Source organism: Acetobacter senegalensis, from assembly GCF_001580995.1.
Classification (GTDB): domain Bacteria; phylum Pseudomonadota; class Alphaproteobacteria; order Acetobacterales; family Acetobacteraceae; genus Acetobacter; species Acetobacter senegalensis.
Map to the genome: position 1 here is coordinate 1 of NZ_LHZU01000104.1, position 16,337 is coordinate 16,337.

At 59.2% G+C, this 16,337-nt stretch carries 14 protein-coding genes; 6 read left to right on the forward strand and 8 right to left on the reverse strand.

The features are described from left to right. Positions 1–373, forward strand: a 373-nt coding sequence (locus AD948_RS03625; RefSeq protein ID WP_156478913.1) for an OmpA family protein, incomplete at its 5' end; no start/stop codon positions are given. A gap of 114 nt (positions 374–487) precedes the next feature. Continuing rightward, entirely contained in the window at positions 488–1,603 is a 1,116-nt protein-coding gene (locus AD948_RS03630) for a THUMP domain-containing class I SAM-dependent RNA methyltransferase (protein WP_061470769.1), read from the forward strand. Positions 1,604–1,895: 292 nt separating this feature from the next. Here AD948_RS03630 and cysK read toward each other — a convergent pair whose 3' ends face one another. Continuing rightward, positions 1,896–2,882 (reverse strand): cysteine synthase A, encoded by a 987-nt coding sequence (gene cysK, locus AD948_RS03640; protein ID WP_061470773.1) that lies wholly within the window; start codon positions 2,880–2,882, stop codon positions 1,896–1,898. 148 nt (positions 2,883–3,030) lie between these two features. Between cysK and AD948_RS03645 the strand changes: the two genes are divergently transcribed. Next, positions 3,031–3,480: an RrF2 family transcriptional regulator gene (locus AD948_RS03645; RefSeq protein ID WP_058987005.1), complete on the forward strand. Its 450-nt coding sequence runs from the start codon at positions 3,031–3,033 to the stop codon at positions 3,478–3,480. 229 nt (positions 3,481–3,709) lie between these two features. Here the strand turns inward: AD948_RS03645 and AD948_RS03650 are convergent, their stop codons facing one another. After that, positions 3,710–4,246, reverse strand: a complete 537-nt coding sequence (locus tag AD948_RS03650) for an Ig-like domain-containing protein (RefSeq protein WP_058987006.1) — start codon at positions 4,244–4,246, stop codon at positions 3,710–3,712. Between the two features lie 445 nt (positions 4,247–4,691). On the opposite strand from AD948_RS03650, the gene AD948_RS03655 reads away from it, so the two are divergent. Continuing rightward, a complete protein-coding gene (locus AD948_RS03655; RefSeq protein WP_006558545.1) occupies positions 4,692–5,216 on the forward strand; it encodes a hypothetical protein in 525 nt (174 codons plus the stop codon). A gap of 37 nt (positions 5,217–5,253) precedes the next feature. Here the strand turns inward: AD948_RS03655 and AD948_RS18025 are convergent, their stop codons facing one another. Continuing rightward, entirely contained in the window at positions 5,254–5,478 is a 225-nt protein-coding gene (locus AD948_RS18025; protein ID WP_156478914.1) for a hypothetical protein, read from the reverse strand. On the opposite strand from AD948_RS18025, the gene parE reads away from it, so the two are divergent. Continuing rightward, positions 5,477–7,516, forward strand: a complete 2,040-nt coding sequence (parE, locus tag AD948_RS03665; protein ID WP_061470777.1) for a DNA topoisomerase IV subunit B — start codon at positions 5,477–5,479, stop codon at positions 7,514–7,516. The genes AD948_RS18025 and parE overlap by 2 nt on opposite strands. Positions 7,517–7,570: 54 nt before the next feature. Further along, positions 7,571–8,473 (forward strand): EamA family transporter, encoded by a 903-nt coding sequence (locus AD948_RS03670; protein WP_061470779.1) that lies wholly within the window; start codon positions 7,571–7,573, stop codon positions 8,471–8,473. A gap of 168 nt (positions 8,474–8,641) precedes the next feature. Here the strand turns inward: AD948_RS03670 and AD948_RS03675 are convergent, their stop codons facing one another. From AD948_RS03675 to ileS, 5 genes are all read right to left on the reverse strand, one after another. Next, the gene (locus AD948_RS03675; RefSeq protein WP_006558541.1) at positions 8,642–10,159 is read right to left on the reverse strand and encodes a complex I subunit 4 family protein; all 1,518 of its coding nucleotides are present in this window, start codon (positions 10,157–10,159) and stop codon (positions 8,642–8,644) included. Between the two features lie 126 nt (positions 10,160–10,285). Continuing rightward, on the reverse strand, positions 10,286–12,301 hold the full coding sequence (gene mutL / locus AD948_RS03680; protein WP_061470781.1) for a DNA mismatch repair endonuclease MutL: 2,016 nt from the start codon (positions 12,299–12,301) through the stop codon (positions 10,286–10,288). Positions 12,302–12,317: 16 nt separating this feature from the next. After that, on the reverse strand, positions 12,318–12,848 hold the full coding sequence (locus tag AD948_RS03685) for a DUF3035 domain-containing protein (RefSeq protein WP_006558539.1): 531 nt from the start codon (positions 12,846–12,848) through the stop codon (positions 12,318–12,320). 54 nt (positions 12,849–12,902) lie between these two features. After that, the gene (gene lspA, locus AD948_RS03690) at positions 12,903–13,388 is read right to left on the reverse strand and encodes a signal peptidase II (RefSeq protein ID WP_035379489.1); all 486 of its coding nucleotides are present in this window, start codon (positions 13,386–13,388) and stop codon (positions 12,903–12,905) included. 11 nt (positions 13,389–13,399) lie between these two features. Then, the gene (ileS, locus tag AD948_RS03695; RefSeq protein ID WP_061470783.1) at positions 13,400–16,330 is read right to left on the reverse strand and encodes an isoleucine--tRNA ligase; all 2,931 of its coding nucleotides are present in this window, start codon (positions 16,328–16,330) and stop codon (positions 13,400–13,402) included. Positions 16,331–16,337: the final 7 nt, after the last annotated feature.

Consider the following 16,337-nt stretch of genomic DNA (forward strand, 5'->3'; position numbering starts at 1 on the left):
GGCTGCCCCGGCCCCACAGGCCGCCCGCAGCTATCTGGTGTTTTTTGACTGGGACAAAGCCGATCTGACAGACCGCGCCCGTTCCATTGTATCCGTAGCAGCGCAGGCTTCTACCCACACCAACCTGACGCGCATTACCGTTTCAGGCTATACGGACAACTCTTCCGCCTTTCCGGGTCAGAAACGTGGGGAGGCTTACAATATGAAGCTCTCTCTGCGCCGTGCGGAAATTGTCAAAGCCGAACTGATGCGTGATGGTGTGCCAGGTGCCACCATTGATATTCACGGTTATGGTGAGAGCAATCCGCTGGTGCCAACCGGGCCCAACACCAAGGAACCCCAGAACCGTCGGGTGGAAATCATTTTCCGCTAAACGGTCTTTTCCTTTCCGTTTTTTCTGAAAGCCGCTCCGGTGCCCTGCCTGAGCGGCTTTTTTAGTGCGGCCCACCGCATTGCTCTCTTCTTCCGTTCCTGCCATTCAGGCGCCATGACAAAACAGGCTGACTTCGAGATTTTTCTTGCCACTACACCGGGCCTGGAATCCGTTCTGTGTTCCGAAGTGCGCCTGAAAGGGTTCAAAAAACCCACAGTTGTTCCCGGCGGGGTCACCATCAAAGGGGGATGGCCGGAAGTCTGGCGCGCCAACCTGTGGGTTCGTGGCGCAAGCCGCGTTCTGGCGCGACTCGTCTCTTTTCCGGCCTTGCATCTTTCTCAACTGGAACGCCGCACCCGGCAGATGGCGTGGGCGGAGATCCTGCGGGCTGATGTTCCGTTCCGGGTGGAAGCCTCCTGCTCAGGCTCACGCATCTACCATGCTGGTGCCGCCGCCGAACGCATTACCAACGCCATTGAGAAAACGCTGAGCGCGCCGCACTCTCCCGATGCCGATATCGTGCTGAAAGCGCGCATTGAACAGAATATCTGCACTATCAGCATCGATACATCCGGGGAGCTTCTGCATAAACGGGGGCACAAAGAAGCCGTCAACCGCGCCCCTTTGCGGGAGACCATGGCCTCCCTTTTCCTGCTGCAATGCGGCTATACCGGGAATGAGCCCGTATTGGACCCCATGTGCGGATCAGGCACCTTCGTAATTGAAGCAGCCGAGATAGCAGCCCGTCTTAATCCCGGCCGTACGCGCCATTTTGCCTTTGAACATCTTGTCTCATTCAACAGTGAGGCATGGGAACAAATGCGTGCGGTTAAAAGCAGCCGCACCCCAAACGCGCATTTTTACGGCAGTGACCGTGATGCCGGGGCCATAGCCATGAGTCGCGCCAATGCGGAGCGGGCAGATGTGGCCACCTGCACCACTTTCACGCAGCAAACCATTAGCGAGCTGACGCCCCCAGCGGGTCCGGCAGGGCTTGTCATCACCAACCCACCCTACGGCACCCGCCTTGGGGACAAGACGCAGCTTGCCGCCCTCTATCGCGCTTTTGGGCAGACCATGCGAGACCGCTTTTCCGGATGGCGCGTGGGGATGGTCACCAGCGAACCGACACTGGCTTACGCGACCGGCCTACCATTCCTGCCTCATACCGCCCCAGTGCCCCATGGTGGCCTGCGCATCACGCTGTATCAGACAGCCCCTCTCCCCTGAGGAGAGGCAGCTTAAACCGTTTTCTCGTCGGTTTTAGGGCTATTTGCTACGCGAAGGCTTTGGCTAAAAGGCCCGATGGGCTGCCATCTGGATTTTGAAAGCCAGACTTTCAGCCCCAAAGGAATTTCTCCAGCCTTCTACTGAGGATTTTTCCGTCAGTTTTTTTGCCGCTGACGGAAAAAGAGGAAGACTGAATCCTGTTTCCAGAAAGCTGCTGCCCCCACGCCTTAAAAACAGAAACGCTGGCCCTCGGGTGAGAGCCAGCGTTTTCGTCATGCGGGCTAAAGGGGTTTTACAGCCCGTTGAACAGAGAGGTTGAAAGATAACGCTCGGCAAAAGAGGGCGTAATCACAACAATGGTTTTGCCTTTATAGGCTGGCTTCTGCGCCAGTTGCAGGGCTGCATGCAGGGCTGCGCCAGAGGAGATCCCAATCGGGATACCATCCAGACGCGCGCAACGACGAGCCGCTGCAATGGCCTCACGCTCTGAAACTGTCAGCACCCCATCCAGAGATTGGGTATGCAACGTAGCCGGGCAAAAACCGGGGCCAATGCCCTGAATGCCATGCGGGCCGGGTTCATCACCGTTCAGAATGGCGCTTTCAACAGGCTCTACACCAAACACCTGCAAACTTTTGCGGCGCGGCTTCAGGGCTTCCGCAATACCGGTGGCGGTGCCGCCTGTGCCCACACCAGCAACCACAACATCCACCTTGCCGTCCGTATCTGCCCAGATTTCTTCGGCCGTGGTGGCGGCATGGACGGCTGGATTGGCCTCATTATCAAACTGGTCCGGCATCCAGGCATCCGGCGTTTCGGCCACAATTTCATTGGCACGGGCAATAGCGCCCGCCATGCCAAGACGTGACGGTGTCAGTTCAACCTGCGCATCCATAAGACGCAGCATGCGCCGGCGCTCGATAGACGCCCCTTCCGGCATGGTCACAATCAGGCGGTATCCACGGGCGGCAGCAACAAATGCCAGTGAAATACCCGTATTGCCGGAAGTAGGCTCCACCAGAACCGTGCGGCCGGGCACAATGCGCCCTTCCTTTTCCGCTGCCAGAACCATGGCCGCGCCAATACGGTCCTTTACTGACCCCAGCGGATTGAAAAACTCAAGTTTGAGCAGCACGCGGGCTTTCAGCTTGTCTTCCTCAGTAATGTGGGGCAGCGCCACCAGCGGCGTGCCGCCCACAACATTAACGATAGACTCATAAATCTGTCCGCGCGGCGCGGCAAAACCGTAGTTTTCAGCAGAACGATCAGAAACAGTCATGAACCCGCCTTTTTATCTGTCAGCATAAATTGGTCCGGCATAATACGAATGAACAACGTAGATAAATCTGACATCCCCTGCTATATGTCAGGACAGCCAAGACATACCACTACATTTGCCCTTTTTTGAGGTGAAAGGAAACAGGCCCATGATCCTGCGCCGTGATAGAGCCATGACTGCCGTGCTTATCATGCTTGATGTTGCTTTCCATGCCGGACGCTCTGGCACAGTCAGCGCAGCGGATATTGCAGAACGCTCCAATCTTGCGCGCCGCGGTATTGAACCACTTCTACAGGCACTTTCCCGTTCCGGCCTGCTGGAAAGTATTCGTGGCCCTCGCGGCGGTTATCGGTTGGGCCGCCCGCGGCGTGATATTTCACTGGTTGATATCATCAATGCCGTTACGCAGGACGATCAAGGGGGCGATGATGGTCCGCAGGGGCCGTTGTTCACCAAAGTTATTGAGCCAAGCTGGAAGCTGTTTGACAAGGAACTGACCATCCAGATGAAAAAGACCAGTCTGGATGATCTGGTCAAAAAAGCAGAAAGCTCCGGCCTGAAGCGCCCGTTGAGCGAACCCATCACCTTCTCGATCTGAATTCTGACCCAGCTTCAGGCACGCATATCACGCAAGCCTGAAGCTATTGCTTTTCACTCTGGAGCACCCTGCGCCGCGTACTGCGGTCACCTTCGCTGAGCCTGAGCGTCAAAAAATCCTGTCGTAAAAAAAGCGCGTCCGGCAAACAGGAAAGCCGGACGCGCTTTTTTTATAACCGCAACTATTTCACCCAGCAGAACAGAGCTTACCCTATCCTGCTGGTGAAACATTATTTCTTGCGGGCCGTCGTAACCCGACGGCGGGTTGTGGTGGTCTTCTTGGTTTCAGTCGGGGCCGTTACTGCCGGCACAACAGGGCGCGGCAGCACAACACCGGTGGCATCCACCTGCGCGGTTACGGTCAGACGCGTACGCTTCTCACCCGGGCCAGGCACCAGAATAACCGTGAAGGTATCCGTACCAGCATACCCCATGGTGGGGGTATAGGTTACGTGCGTATCCCGATCCAAGCTGTAGAGAAACGCCTTGCCGTGTTCCGGAGCCGGAGACACGCCAAAGGACGCATAAGACTTGCCGGAAGGCTGCGAGATTTTCAGTTCGCACAGCCCGTCATCAGACCGGACAGTCATGGTTGTGGACATCTGGCCATCCGCACCCGTCTTGATGGGTGTTGTGCTACATACGGCCGACTTCTTCATATACCCGAACGGGTTGGGTGTTCCAACCTGAACAGGGCCGCTTGTTGTCGCACAGCCGGCAAGCATACCACCAGTTAGCGCCAGAACGGCAATTCCTCGCAAGCGCACTCGTCAGCTCCGCTTAAATAATAAAAAGGATGAACCCGCGCGCCTCCAAGCCACCCCGCAGGCGCTTTTGCCCTGCCGTGTGCTCTGCACGCCATGATTCGCCTTTGCGTTTAGAACATCCCGAGCAAGGAAGAAAGAGGCATAAGATGCCACGTGATCACACACCTGCTTCCCGCACGCCAACGGGCCAACAAAAACATTATTTTGCCCCAAATTCGCGCTTTGAGTCCGTACGTATGGCCTTCTGCCGCGCAAGCCTGTTCTGAAGGAGGAAACGGCCTTTAGAAAAGCTGAGACGCGGTATGAAAAAATACCTGTATCTTTCTCTGCTGAATACGCTATTTCGTTTCGTCAAACCTTGAAGAGACCGTTACATACGCTGCGTGACAGGGAACACCTTAAAGTGATGAGGGAGGCCCGTTCCAGCATATATCGGAGGAACCGCATGTCTTCTTTTTCCCGTCTTCTGGCCGCCGGTGTGTTTGCTGCGGGCGTGCTGCACAGTTCTTACAGCCTTGCCGCAACACCCTGTGGCCATTCCTCCGCACATGAAGCCTTTGCGGTGCAGGCTCTCAAGAGCGAACTGATGGTCACCGCGCTCTCCTGCAACGCCCAGGAACGCTACAACTCCTTTGTTGCCAAGTTCCGCACCAACCTGCTGAATGAAGAGCAGAAACTGAACACCTACTTCCGCTCCACCTACGGACGCAGCGCCCAGCGCGAGCATGATGATTACATCACCCAGCTTGCCAACGTGCAGTCAGAAAAAGGGCTCTCCGCAGGCACCATCTTCTGCCTGCAGCGCATGGCCATGTTTGATGAAGTCAATGCGCTGGACACCACGGAAGATCTGTCCAACTACACGGAAGCCAAGGACATCACGCAGCCTGCGTCCTTTGAAACCTGTGCAGCACCTGCCACCACCAACACCCGCCCTGCACGCCGCACGCGCAGCACACGCCGCGCCTGAAGCACTGCCTTTGCAGCGTGAAAGACATAAGGCCGCTTCATGCGGCCTTGTTTTTTTGTGCCCAGTTCAAGCGCGCATTTATCCTGAATGGTGCGTTTCGCGCGCCCTGCGCGCCTTTATCCGGCCGTTTATCCGGGCAGGTGTCATGGTCTTTTGCTGTGTTTCCGGTGCACTTCTTTTTTTTTCCGTCTGCCCTATTCCGCAAACCTGTTAATGCTTCTGCTTGACGAATCATCGGCAAAGCGGGACAGACCTTACCCATGAGCGACCTGTTTTCCGAGCCCCCTCCGCCCCGTAAACCTGCCGGAAAGACGGCGGCCTCTTCCGCCGCCAGAACAGAGGCAGGCAACACGCAGGCCTATGACGCCAGCGCCATTGAAGTTCTTGAAGGGCTGGAGCCCGTACGCCGCCGCCCCGGCATGTATATTGGCGGCACGGATGAAACCGCCCTGCACCATCTGGCAGCGGAAGTTCTTGATAACGCAATGGATGAAGCCGTGGCGGGCCACGCTTCCACCATTGATGTGTCTTTAGAACCCGGAGACAAACTGACCATTCGGGATAATGGCCGTGGCATTCCGGTTGATCCCCACCCCCGTTTTCCTGATCGTTCGGCGCTGGAAGTGATTCTGACCACCCTGCACGCAGGCGGAAAGTTCTCCGGCAAGGCCTATGCCACATCAGGCGGCCTGCACGGCGTAGGGTCCTCCGTAGTGAACGCCCTGTCCTCCCGCATGGAAGTGGAAATCGCGCGTGACCGCGCTGTGTGGCAGCAGGTGTATGAGCGCGGTATTCCCGTCACGCCGCTGGAGAAAATCGGCCCGACCCAGAACCGGCGCGGCACGCAGATTTCCTTTGTGCCAGACACCCAGATTTTCGGGGCCCACCATTTTTCCCCCTCCCGGCTTTACAAGCTCTGCCGGTCCAAGGCGTTCCTGTTCCGGGGGGTGACCATCCGTTGGTCCTGTGATCCTTCGCTGATCAAAAGCGGGGATGACACACCAACAGAAGCCGTTCTGCACTTTCCCGGCGGTCTGGCTGACAGCCTGACCGATGAACTCGGCCCCAACGCGCCGCTGCTGACGCCCCTATGGGCGGGTGATGCTGCCCTGCCCCCTGCTGCCGACGGCACGGACAATGGCCGCGTGGAATGGGCTGTGGCGTTTCTGGAAAGCGGCACGGCAGCGCTTGCCTCCTACTGCAACACCATCCCCACGCCGCAGGGCGGTACGCATGAGACCGGCTTCCGCAATGCGCTGGTCAAAGGCCTTCGCACCTGGGGAGATCAACGCTCCAACAAGAAAGCCTCCGCAATTACGGCGGAAGATGTGTTAGGCACGATTGCAGCCAAGCTCTCCGTGTTTATCCGGGACCCGCAGTTTCAGGGGCAGACCAAGGAAAAGCTGACCTCTTCTGAAGCCAGCAAGCTGGTTGAAACCGCCCTGCGCGACCGCTTTGACCACTGGCTGGCGCAAAACCCGCCGCAGGCAGATGCTCTGCTTGGCTTTGTGATTGAACGGGCGGAAGAGCGGCTGCGGCGGCGTGAACAAAAAGATACGCCTCGTAAAAGCGCTACCCGACGCATGCGCCTGCCGGGCAAACTGACAGACTGCACCCGCGAACGGGCAGACGAGACAGAAATCTTTCTGGTGGAAGGCGACTCGGCAGGTGGTTCTGCCAAGCAGGCCCGCAACCGGGAAACACAGGCCATTCTCCCTCTGCGCGGAAAAATTCTGAACGTGGCAAGTGCCACAACGGAAAAGCTCCGCGCGAATCAGGAACTGCGCGACCTGATTGAAGCCTTGGGCTGTGGGTCAGGCGATCGGTTTGACCTTTCCAAGCTGCGCTATGGCCGTGTGATTATCATGACTGACGCAGACGTGGACGGTGCCCACATTGCCTCCCTGCTCATGACGTTTTTCTATCGGGAACTACCGGATCTGATCCGCAACGGACATCTCTACCTTGCCCAGCCGCCGCTGTACCGGCTGACGCAGGGCGCACGGTCCGTTTACGCCATGGATGATGCTGACCGTGAACGGAAGATCAAGACCGAGTTCAAGGGTAAAGGCAAGATTGATGTCTCCCGCTTTAAAGGTCTGGGTGAAATGCCGCCGGTGGATCTTAAAAACACCACCATGGACCCATCACGCCGCACGCTGCTGCGCGTGGTCGCGTTGCCGGAAGATCGTCTGACCACGCGTGAACGGGTGGAAAGTCTGATGGGCCGCAAGCCGGAACTCCGCTTCGCCTTCATTCAGGAACATGCGCAATCCGTTGGTGATCTGCTGGACGTCTGACCCGCCCCTCCGCCTGAAAGTTTCGGTAATGGCCTTTCTTTCTCCCGCCCCCCTATGAGCGCCACACCGGGCGATATATCGGTCAGGGAGCGGGTTACGGCTCTATCCCAGTTGGTTGGCAGCATGATCTGCCTTCAATTTGGCTCCTCTACCGCCAAAAACCTTTTTCCGGTCTTTGGTGCGGTGGGCATGGTGGGGTTGCGCACCAGCTTTGCGGCTGTGATTCTGGTCTGTGTCTATCGGTCCTGGAATGTCATGTCATGGCGGGCCTTGCGGGTGGTCTTTCCCTACGGACTGGCGACGGCCGCCATGAATATCTGTTTCTATCTGGCGCTGGAACGTATTCCGCTGGGCATGACAGTGGCCATTGAATTCACTGGCCCCCTGCTTCTGGCCTTTATCGGCTCACGTCGCCTGAGCGATGTGGGGTGGCTGGCCGTCACCATCGGCGGGCTGGCCCTTCTGCTCAAGCCTTCTTCCTCCACACCGCCAGACCCGCTGGGCGTGCTGTTTGCTATAGGGGCCGCTTTATTCTGGGGGCTTTATATTGTTTTTGGCAGACGGCTGACCGGCAAGCTTTCCGCCGGCAATGCATCAGCTCTTGGTCTGGTCTGTGGCAGCATCGTGCTGTTCATACCCAGCTTTCTACCAGCCATGGCCACGGGCGTGACACAGCCTTCCATGCTGGCGCTTAGCGTTATTGTCGCCATCTGCTCTTCCGCGCTGCCTTACGCGTTGGAAATGCAGGCCATGCACCGCCTCTCCGCACGGGACCTTGGCGTGCTCTACAGTCTGGAACCTGTCTGCGCAGCACTGGCGGGTGTTTTCGTCCTGCATGAAACTCTGTCTGTGTCCCGGATATGTGGCGTCTTACTCATCGCCACAGCATCCGTAGGGACCGTCCTGACACCCAGCAAGAAACCGTCCCTGTCAGATGTGCCGGAAGCACCCCAGTAAAGGGTGCCGACAGTAAACTCTGCCCAACTTGGAGGCCATGACGGTTTTTCACCGCGCCCTCACCCCATAAAGCCTGTCTCTTTGCATCTGACTGAGGAGGCTCGCTTTCGAAAACGCGCCTCACCTCATTGCGTGCTGGGAAATGCCTCACCAGCCCGCACCTGCACGTTACCGAGCCGCAAGCTGTGTCGCAGCATGGGCTGAAGCTGCCGCCACGTTTTGCGCACCGGTCGCCATGCTCTGCATGACCACGGGGTCAAAGAGACGGGTGAAGCTGCCCGGGTGAATACCCATCCAGAGAGTGACAATGGCCAGCGGAGCCAGCACAGCAATTTCTGCCGGGGTCAGATCCCGCAGCAGCCCAACAGTGCCTTTGACGCTGCCAAACAGCACCCGACGATACAGGCTGAGCATGTAAACAGCCCCCATGATCATGGTGCTACCAGCCAGCAGAGCGACCCAGAAAGACACATGAATGGCCCCCATCAGCACCAGCAGTTCCCCTACAAAGGAGCCAGTGCCGGGCAGGCCGACATTGGCCATGGTGAACAGCATGGTCAGCAGGGCCAGAACGGGCATCTGGCGGGCAACGCCACCCAGCGCGTCAATCTGACGCGTTTCAGACCGCCACGCCACGGCAGAGACACAGAAGAACAGTGCCGCAATCACCACCCCGTGGGAGAGCATCTGAAAGATTGCGCCATCAACGCCCTCAGCCGTGAGGGTGAACAGCCCCACCGCGATCATGCCCATATGCGAGAAAGAGGAATACGCAATCACGCGTTTCATGTCTGTCTGCGCAAAGGCGATGAATGCGGCGTAGATAATAGCCACAACACCCAGCGCCAGCACGTAAGGCGCAAAGGCATGGGCGGCATCCGGGAACATCAGCACCCCAAACCGCAGCAAACCATAGGCACCTGTTTTGGACAGCACGCCGGACAACATGGCAGATGCTGGGGCCGGAGCCTCGGAATACGCGTCAGGCAGCCACGCATGCAGCGGGAACAGCGGCAGTTTGACGCCAAAAGCCAGCACAAAAGCCAGCAACAGCCATATCTGCAACTGCCAGGAGAACCCGGCCTGCATCAGCGCGGGAATATCCGTGGTGCCCGCGTGCAGCCACATCACAATCAGCGCGATCAGCATGAACAGTGATCCGCCAAAGGTGAACAGGAAAAACTGAAGCGAGGCCCACACCCGCTTCGGCCCGCCCCACACGCCAATCATCAGGCTGGCAGGGATCAGCGTGGCCTCATAAAACACATAGAACAGCACCAGATCCTGCGCGGAAAACACGCCAAACAGGGCGGTTTCCAGCATCAGCATGGCCACCACAAAATCCCGCGCCTGCGTCTGCACCGTGCGCCACCCGGCAGCCATGGCCAAGGGAGTCAGGAAGGCCGTGAGCAGAATGAAGGCCAGAGAAATGCCATCCACCCCCGTATGGTAGGAAATGCCATATTCTGAAAGCCAGCCTAACCGCGCTTCATACTGCAAACCGGGCTGGGCGGGATCAAAGCCAAGCCACATCACCACGCTCAGGCCCAGCACACCAAGGCTGGTCCATAACCCCAGCCAGCGGGTGATGCGGTCCTTTTCCGGGCCGCTGCCGCCAGACAGAAAAGCCAGTAACGCCCCGGCCAGAGGAAGATAGGTGATCAGGGAAAGCAGGGTGGAGTGCACGGTGTTCTTACCATCCGGGTTGCATCACATCATCCGCAACCTGCGCCTTTTTACCTGCCCAGACCAGACAAGCCCTGTTCACGTTCCGCCGAGCACCGGCTGTTTCAGCCAGTCCTCACGCAGTCTTCAACGCCTGCCGAACAGTTTTTCCAGATCTTTTTTGCTCAGTTTCAACCAGGTTGGCCGTCCATGAGAGCATGTACCCGCGCGCGGCGTGGCTTCCATCTGGCGCAGCAGGGCATCCATCTCCTCCCGAGTCAGCCGCCGCCCGGCCCGGATACTGCCATGGCAGGCCATGCGTGCAATCACGGCATCCAGTTTGCCATCCAGTGATGGCATTTCGTCCGGGTTGCCGCTCTCGTCCGCTTCCAGTTCGTCCGCCAGATCACGGAGCAGACCGACGGCATCACTGCTGTTCAGCATGGCTGGCAACGCCCGAACCAGCACGGCGTCTCCCCCAAAGGCTTCAATCTCGATCCCCAGTCTGGAGAGCATGGCCTGTCTGGCGACCAGCAACTCCACCTGCAGGCGGGGCAGTTCCACAACGTCAGGCACCAGCAGACGCTGGGCTGTTACCGTGCCGCCCAGAAACTGCTCGCGCAGACGCTCATGGGTCAGCCGTTCATGCGCGGCGTGCTGGTCCACCAGAACCAGACTGCCATCAGCCGCCACGGCAATCACATATGTATCCAGCACCTGCGCCACCGCAGCCCCCAGCGGATGCTCCGCCAGAGGTTGATATGCCGTGTCATGAGGCATGGAGTCGGGCATGTGTCCCGCACCAGTAGCGGGTACTGATGCGCTCCCGTTATCGGGGAAAGACTCCTCTGCTGAGGGAGATGCTGGGGCAAAGCCTGACGGCACCGTTCCGGAATCCCACCCCGTCTGAGCATCGCCTTGCTGGAAAGGCGACACCATGCGGGCGGTTGGAGCATCCCCCAAACCAAGACGCGGTTCCGCAAATCCCGAGCCGGACCGTAAGGGCAGAATTGTGCGTCCCGGCGCAGGAGCAGGCACAACAGGCGGCGCATTTTTCTCAGGCGGGTACCAGATACGTCCCGGCTTCAAGGCAGAGAAAGAGGGCCTTACGCCAGCATTGCCCGCGCCCCCTTCCAGCGCACGGGTCAGCGTGCCGATCACGAGGGAGCGGACGGATGCCTCATCTGCAAAACGGAGTTCTGTCTTGGCCGGATGCACGTTCACATCCACCCGGTCAGGCGGAATGGTAAGCATCAGCGCCGCCACGGGGTGGCGGCCGGGTTCGATCACGCGCCGGTAAGCCACGCGCACCGCCGTCCGCAGCACAGGGTCCACCACCGGGCGGCCATTCACCAGCATGAACTGCCCCGCTGCTGTGGCGCGATGCACGGAGGGTCCGCATGCAAAGCCGGACAGCACCATGCCATCCCGCTCGCCGTGAATGCTCAAAAATCCATCGGCCTCGTTCGCCCCCAGCAGAGCCGCCGCACGCGCCGCCATATCCTGAGCAGGCAGATCAAACAGTACCCGGTCATCCATGGTGAAGCAGAAAGCTGTTTCCGGCACGGCCAGCGCCAAACGACGCACTACACTCTCGGCGTGGTTGCCCTCCACGCGGGGGCTTTTCAAAAACTTGCGGCGGGCCGGGGTGGCAAAAAACAGATCTTCCACCACAACGCTCGTGCCTTGCGCACCCGCGCTGGGTTCTGGAGGCGTGATCTTGCCGCCTTCAACATGAATACGCCACGCGCCGGTCTCCCCCGGTGTGCGGGAGGTAATCGTCAACCGCGCCGCCGCGCCGATAGAAGGCAGCGCCTCTCCCCGGAACCCCAGCGTGCGGATATGCACCAGCGATTCGTCCTGAAGTTTGGAGGTGCAGTGCCGTTCCACCGCCAGTAGCAGGTCATCCGGCGTCATGCCGCACCCATCGTCCGTGACGATAATGCGGTCTATACCGCCCCGTTCCAGACTTACGTCCAGCCTGCGGGCGCCGGCATCTATGGCGTTTTCAACCAGTTCCTTCAGTGCGGCGGCGGGGCGTTCTATCACCTCACCTGCGGCAATGCGGTTGACCAGCACTTCCGGCAGGCGGCGCAACGTAGGACGCAGCGGCAGCGTGCTATCCGGTTCAGGCGAAGGGGCAGAAAAAAAAGGGTCTGACATGATCAGACCCCTTATATCAGAACAGCCCTTTTTTGGGAGGATGCTGTGTGGGGGTTACCCCCTTTGTTGGCTTGTTGCCCAAGGCCGCATTGGTTTTTAGGCGGCGGTTTTCTTCATCCGCATCCACAACCGATCCTGCCTTGCCACCTTTCCAGAACATGAGCTGCTGCACAAAGCCAGACCCGGCCTGCCCAAGCTCACCTTCGTCCGGTGCGTCAGACGCTTCCGTGGCGGAGCTGACCAGCATGCTCTGGCCCTCGCTGGTTGAGCCGCCTTCCCCATGCAGAGCCACATCGGGGGAGAGGGTTTCCAGCGCCTGCAGGCGTTCACTTTCGTCCTGCGGGCGGTCCGCACCGCTGACTGGCTTGGCCAGTTCATCCATCGGCGGCATGGAAAGCGGCGCGCGCGTGGTGACGGTATATTCATCTGGCATACTGCGTTCGAGCCCGAACGCACGTGCGGCTTCTGAACCGGAACACCCGGTCAGCATTGCACACCCGCCGAGAAGAAGCAGCGGAGAAATCAGTGTCGAGACACGGCGCGCCATCTTCTGCCTTTTATCCTTCCTGCCCAGCCTGCCAGAGTGGCAGGTTGCTTTTGTTCATGTCGTCTGCTGCTGCCTGCCCATAAGGACATTCTGCACCAGCAGAACGCAGACCGCACACACTATAGCGGAATCAGCAACGTTGAATACATACCATGACCACCCAAAAGCGTGGGCATGAATAAAATCAACCACGGCACCATAGCGCACGCGGTCTATTACATTCCCTATGGCCCCGCCCGTGATAGCCCCCACGCAGGCGGCTGTCAGCTTGCTGGGAGTACGGGCCATCCATACCAGCAGGCAGCAGGCTACCGCCAGCGCCACCACGGAAAACACCACCCGGCCCGCATTGCCAACGCCACCAAACATGCCAAAGGTGACGGCATGGTTCCAGACCATGGTGAAGTTCAGAAACGGCAGCAGGGCAATGGATCCCTTGTTGGGCAGGTCCAGCCCATACAGAATCCAGTATTTGCTCACCTGATCAGCAGAGAGCGCCAGCATCAGCACCAGCAGCCCCAAACCAAAGGGACGAAGCATGAAGGGTTTGCTCACGCGCCCTCCTGCCCCGCAGCAGCAGACACAGCCGATGCCTTGAATGTGGTTTCCACCACATCCGCACAGCGCAGGCACAGGCCCGGGAATTCCGGCCGGGAGCCAGTCTCGGGCAGCACCTTCCAGCACCGCACGCATTTTTCACCCTCGGCAGCCCGCACAACAGGCGCGCCATGCAGCGTGCCGCCTTCCGAGCCCTCCACATAAACCGAGTTGCTTTCCGGATCGATCATCACCTCCACGTGGGAGACAATGGCCAGTTCGCTCCAGTTCACGTTGGCAAAATGCGCTGCTTCCTCCTGAGAAAGCGTGAGTTCCACCTGTGCCTGAAGGGAAGAGCCGATCGTGCCATCACGCCGTGCCCCTTCAATCTCGGTGGTGATGATACGGCGTACGGCCCGCAGGCCAGCCCAGCGTTCATCCAGTGCCGGGTCACTCCATTCCGCAGGCATGTCCGGGAAGGCCTGAAGATGCACGCTTTCCACATCACCAAACCGGGCAGTCCACGCTTCTTCCGCCGTAAACACAAGCACCGGCGCCAACCATGTGGTCAGGCAGCGGTGCAGATGATCCAGCACAGTCCGGGCAGAACGGCGCAGGTGGCTGTCTGGCGCATCGCAATACAACGCATCCTTGCGGATATCGAAGTAGAAGGCGGAAAGATCAGTTGTGCAGAAGCCATGCAGGGCGGGATAGACACCAACCCATTCATGCGTTTCCACCGCGCGGGCAATCAGGCCGCCCAGATCTGTCAGACGATGCAGAACCCAGCGTTCCAGTTCCGGCAGTTCTGCGTATGGCACGGCTTCTTCTGGCGTGTAGCCATCAAGCGCCCCAAGCAGCCAGCGCAGGGTATTGCGTAGGCGACGATAGAGCTCGCCCTGCTGCTTCAGGATTTCCTTGCCAATGCGCAGATCTTCATTGGTGTCAGAATTCATGACCCACAGACGCAGGATATCCGCACCCAGACTGTCATTCACGTCCTGCGGGGCCACCACGTTGCCCAGAGACTTGGACATTTTGCGGCCCTGTTCATCCAGAACAAAGCCGTTGGTCACCAGCGCCTTGAACGGAGCGATGCCGCGCGTGCCCACACTTTCAAGCAGAGAGGACTGGAACCAGCCGCGATGCTGGTCAGACCCTTCCAGATAGAGATCGGCCGGGAAGCTCAGCCCCGGCTGGCCCAGCACGAAGGAATGGGTGGACCCACTCTCGAACCACACATCGACAATATCGAACACCTGTTCATAATCATCAGGGTTACGGTCCGGGCCAAGGAAGCGGGAAGCCGGGGCGCTGTACCAGACGTCCGCCCCTTCCTCACGGAAGGCGTCAACCACACGCTTCATCACCGTCGCGTCACGCAGGACTTCGCCCGTACGTTTTTCCACAAACACGGCAATCGGCACACCCCAGGCGCGCTGGCGGCTGATGCACCAGTCCGGACGGTTCTGGATCATGGAGGTCAGCCGGTTCCGCGCCTGTGCGGGCACGAAGGTGACATCATCCAGTGCGTCCAGCGCCTTATTGCGGAGTGCGCCTTCTCCATCCATGCGGATGAACCATTGCGGCGTGGCGCGGTAGATCACCGGCGCGCGGGACCGCCAGGAATGTGGGTAGGAATGAACCAGTTCACCCCGTGCCACCAGCCCTGCCGGGGCCAGACCGTTCGCGTTGGCCTGCTCCATCACGGCTGTCAGCGTGGCGCACACAACATCAGCCGCCTTGAACACATGCACACCCGCAAAACCGGGCACCCATGGCGCGTAGGTGCCATCGTCCTGCACAACCTCGGGCACTTCCACATCATATGCACGGCACAGGCGGAAATCGTCCTCACCATGGGCCGGGGCCATATGAACCAGGCCGGTCCCTGCTTCCGTGGTGACAAACTCACCCGGCAGCATGGGCACATCAAAATCATACCCGGCCCCACGCAGCGGATGGGCACACACGGCACCCTCCAGCGCGCTGCCCGGCAACGTATAGAGCACATGATGCGCGGTAACGTGGGCTTCCTTGCAGAAGGCATCCACCAGAGCTTCGGCCACCAACACCTTGGCACCCGGTTCAAGCAGAGCGCCCTCACCCGTGTCATCCACCCGCAGCACCACGTAAGTGATCTCTGGCCCGTAAGCCAGCGCCCGGTTGCCGGGGATGGTCCATGGCGTGGTGGTCCAGATCACCACGGAGACATCGGCCAGCGCATGGGCTGGGGTCGGGTCTTTCACCACCGGGAAGGCCACCAGAATGGTGGTGGATTTATGATCGTGATATTCGATCTCGGCTTCTGCCAGAGCGGTCTTTTCAACCGGGCTCCACATAACCGGACGCAGGCCACGATACAGACCGCCATTCAGCAGGAACCGGCCAATTTCTTCCGCGATCGCTGCTTCGGAGGAAAAATCCATGGTCGCGTAGCGGTTGGCCCATTCAGCCTGAACCCCCAGCCGCTTGAATTCTTCCATCTGCACGTTCAGCCATTTGCCCGCATAGGCACGACATTCCGCACGGAATTCCAGCACAGGCACGGAATCCTTGTCCCGCTTGGCCTTGCGGTATTCTTCCTCAACCTTCCATTCAATGGGCAGGCCGTGGCAATCCCACCCCGGCACGTACCGAACGGCATAGCCGGACATCCGGTGTGCACGGTTGATCACATCTTTGATGATCTTGTTCAACGCGTGCCCGATATGCAGATGTCCGTTTGCATAGGGAGGGCCATCATGCAGCGTGAAGGTCTGACGCCCTTCCGCCTGCTGTTTAATCTGCTCATCCAGCCCAATTTCCGCCCACCGGGTCAGCCAGTCTGGCTCCCGTTTGGGTAGGTTCCCCCGCATGGGAAAGGACGTGCGGGGCAGAAAGACCGTATCGCGATACAGATCGGCGGGAGAGGTCTTTTCTGGGTCGCTGCTGGATGTAGACATGGAACGG

What these genes read in the sequence shown, in the direction of transcription:
- mutL (WP_061470781.1), bottom strand. Translation starts at nt 12,301, where the DNA reads ATGTCAGACCCTTTTTTTTCTGCCCCTTCGCCTGAACCGGATAGCACG.
- AD948_RS18025 (WP_156478914.1), bottom strand. Translation starts at nt 5,478, where the DNA reads ATGGGTAAGGTCTGTCCCGCTTTGCCGATGATTCGTCAAGCAGAAGCA.
- ileS (WP_061470783.1), bottom strand. Translation starts at nt 16,330, where the DNA reads ATGTCTACATCCAGCAGCGACCCAGAAAAGACCTCTCCCGCCGATCTG.
- parE (WP_061470777.1), top strand. Translation starts at nt 5,477, where the DNA reads ATGAGCGACCTGTTTTCCGAGCCCCCTCCGCCCCGTAAACCTGCCGGA.
- AD948_RS03645 (WP_058987005.1), top strand. Translation starts at nt 3,031, where the DNA reads ATGATCCTGCGCCGTGATAGAGCCATGACTGCCGTGCTTATCATGCTT.
- cysK (WP_061470773.1), bottom strand. Translation starts at nt 2,882, where the DNA reads ATGACTGTTTCTGATCGTTCTGCTGAAAACTACGGTTTTGCCGCGCCG.
- AD948_RS03685 (WP_006558539.1), bottom strand. Translation starts at nt 12,848, where the DNA reads ATGGCGCGCCGTGTCTCGACACTGATTTCTCCGCTGCTTCTTCTCGGC.
- lspA (WP_035379489.1), bottom strand. Translation starts at nt 13,388, where the DNA reads ATGCTTCGTCCCTTTGGTTTGGGGCTGCTGGTGCTGATGCTGGCGCTC.
- AD948_RS03630 (WP_061470769.1), top strand. Translation starts at nt 488, where the DNA reads ATGACAAAACAGGCTGACTTCGAGATTTTTCTTGCCACTACACCGGGC.
- AD948_RS03670 (WP_061470779.1), top strand. Translation starts at nt 7,571, where the DNA reads ATGAGCGCCACACCGGGCGATATATCGGTCAGGGAGCGGGTTACGGCT.
- AD948_RS03655 (WP_006558545.1), top strand. Translation starts at nt 4,692, where the DNA reads ATGTCTTCTTTTTCCCGTCTTCTGGCCGCCGGTGTGTTTGCTGCGGGC.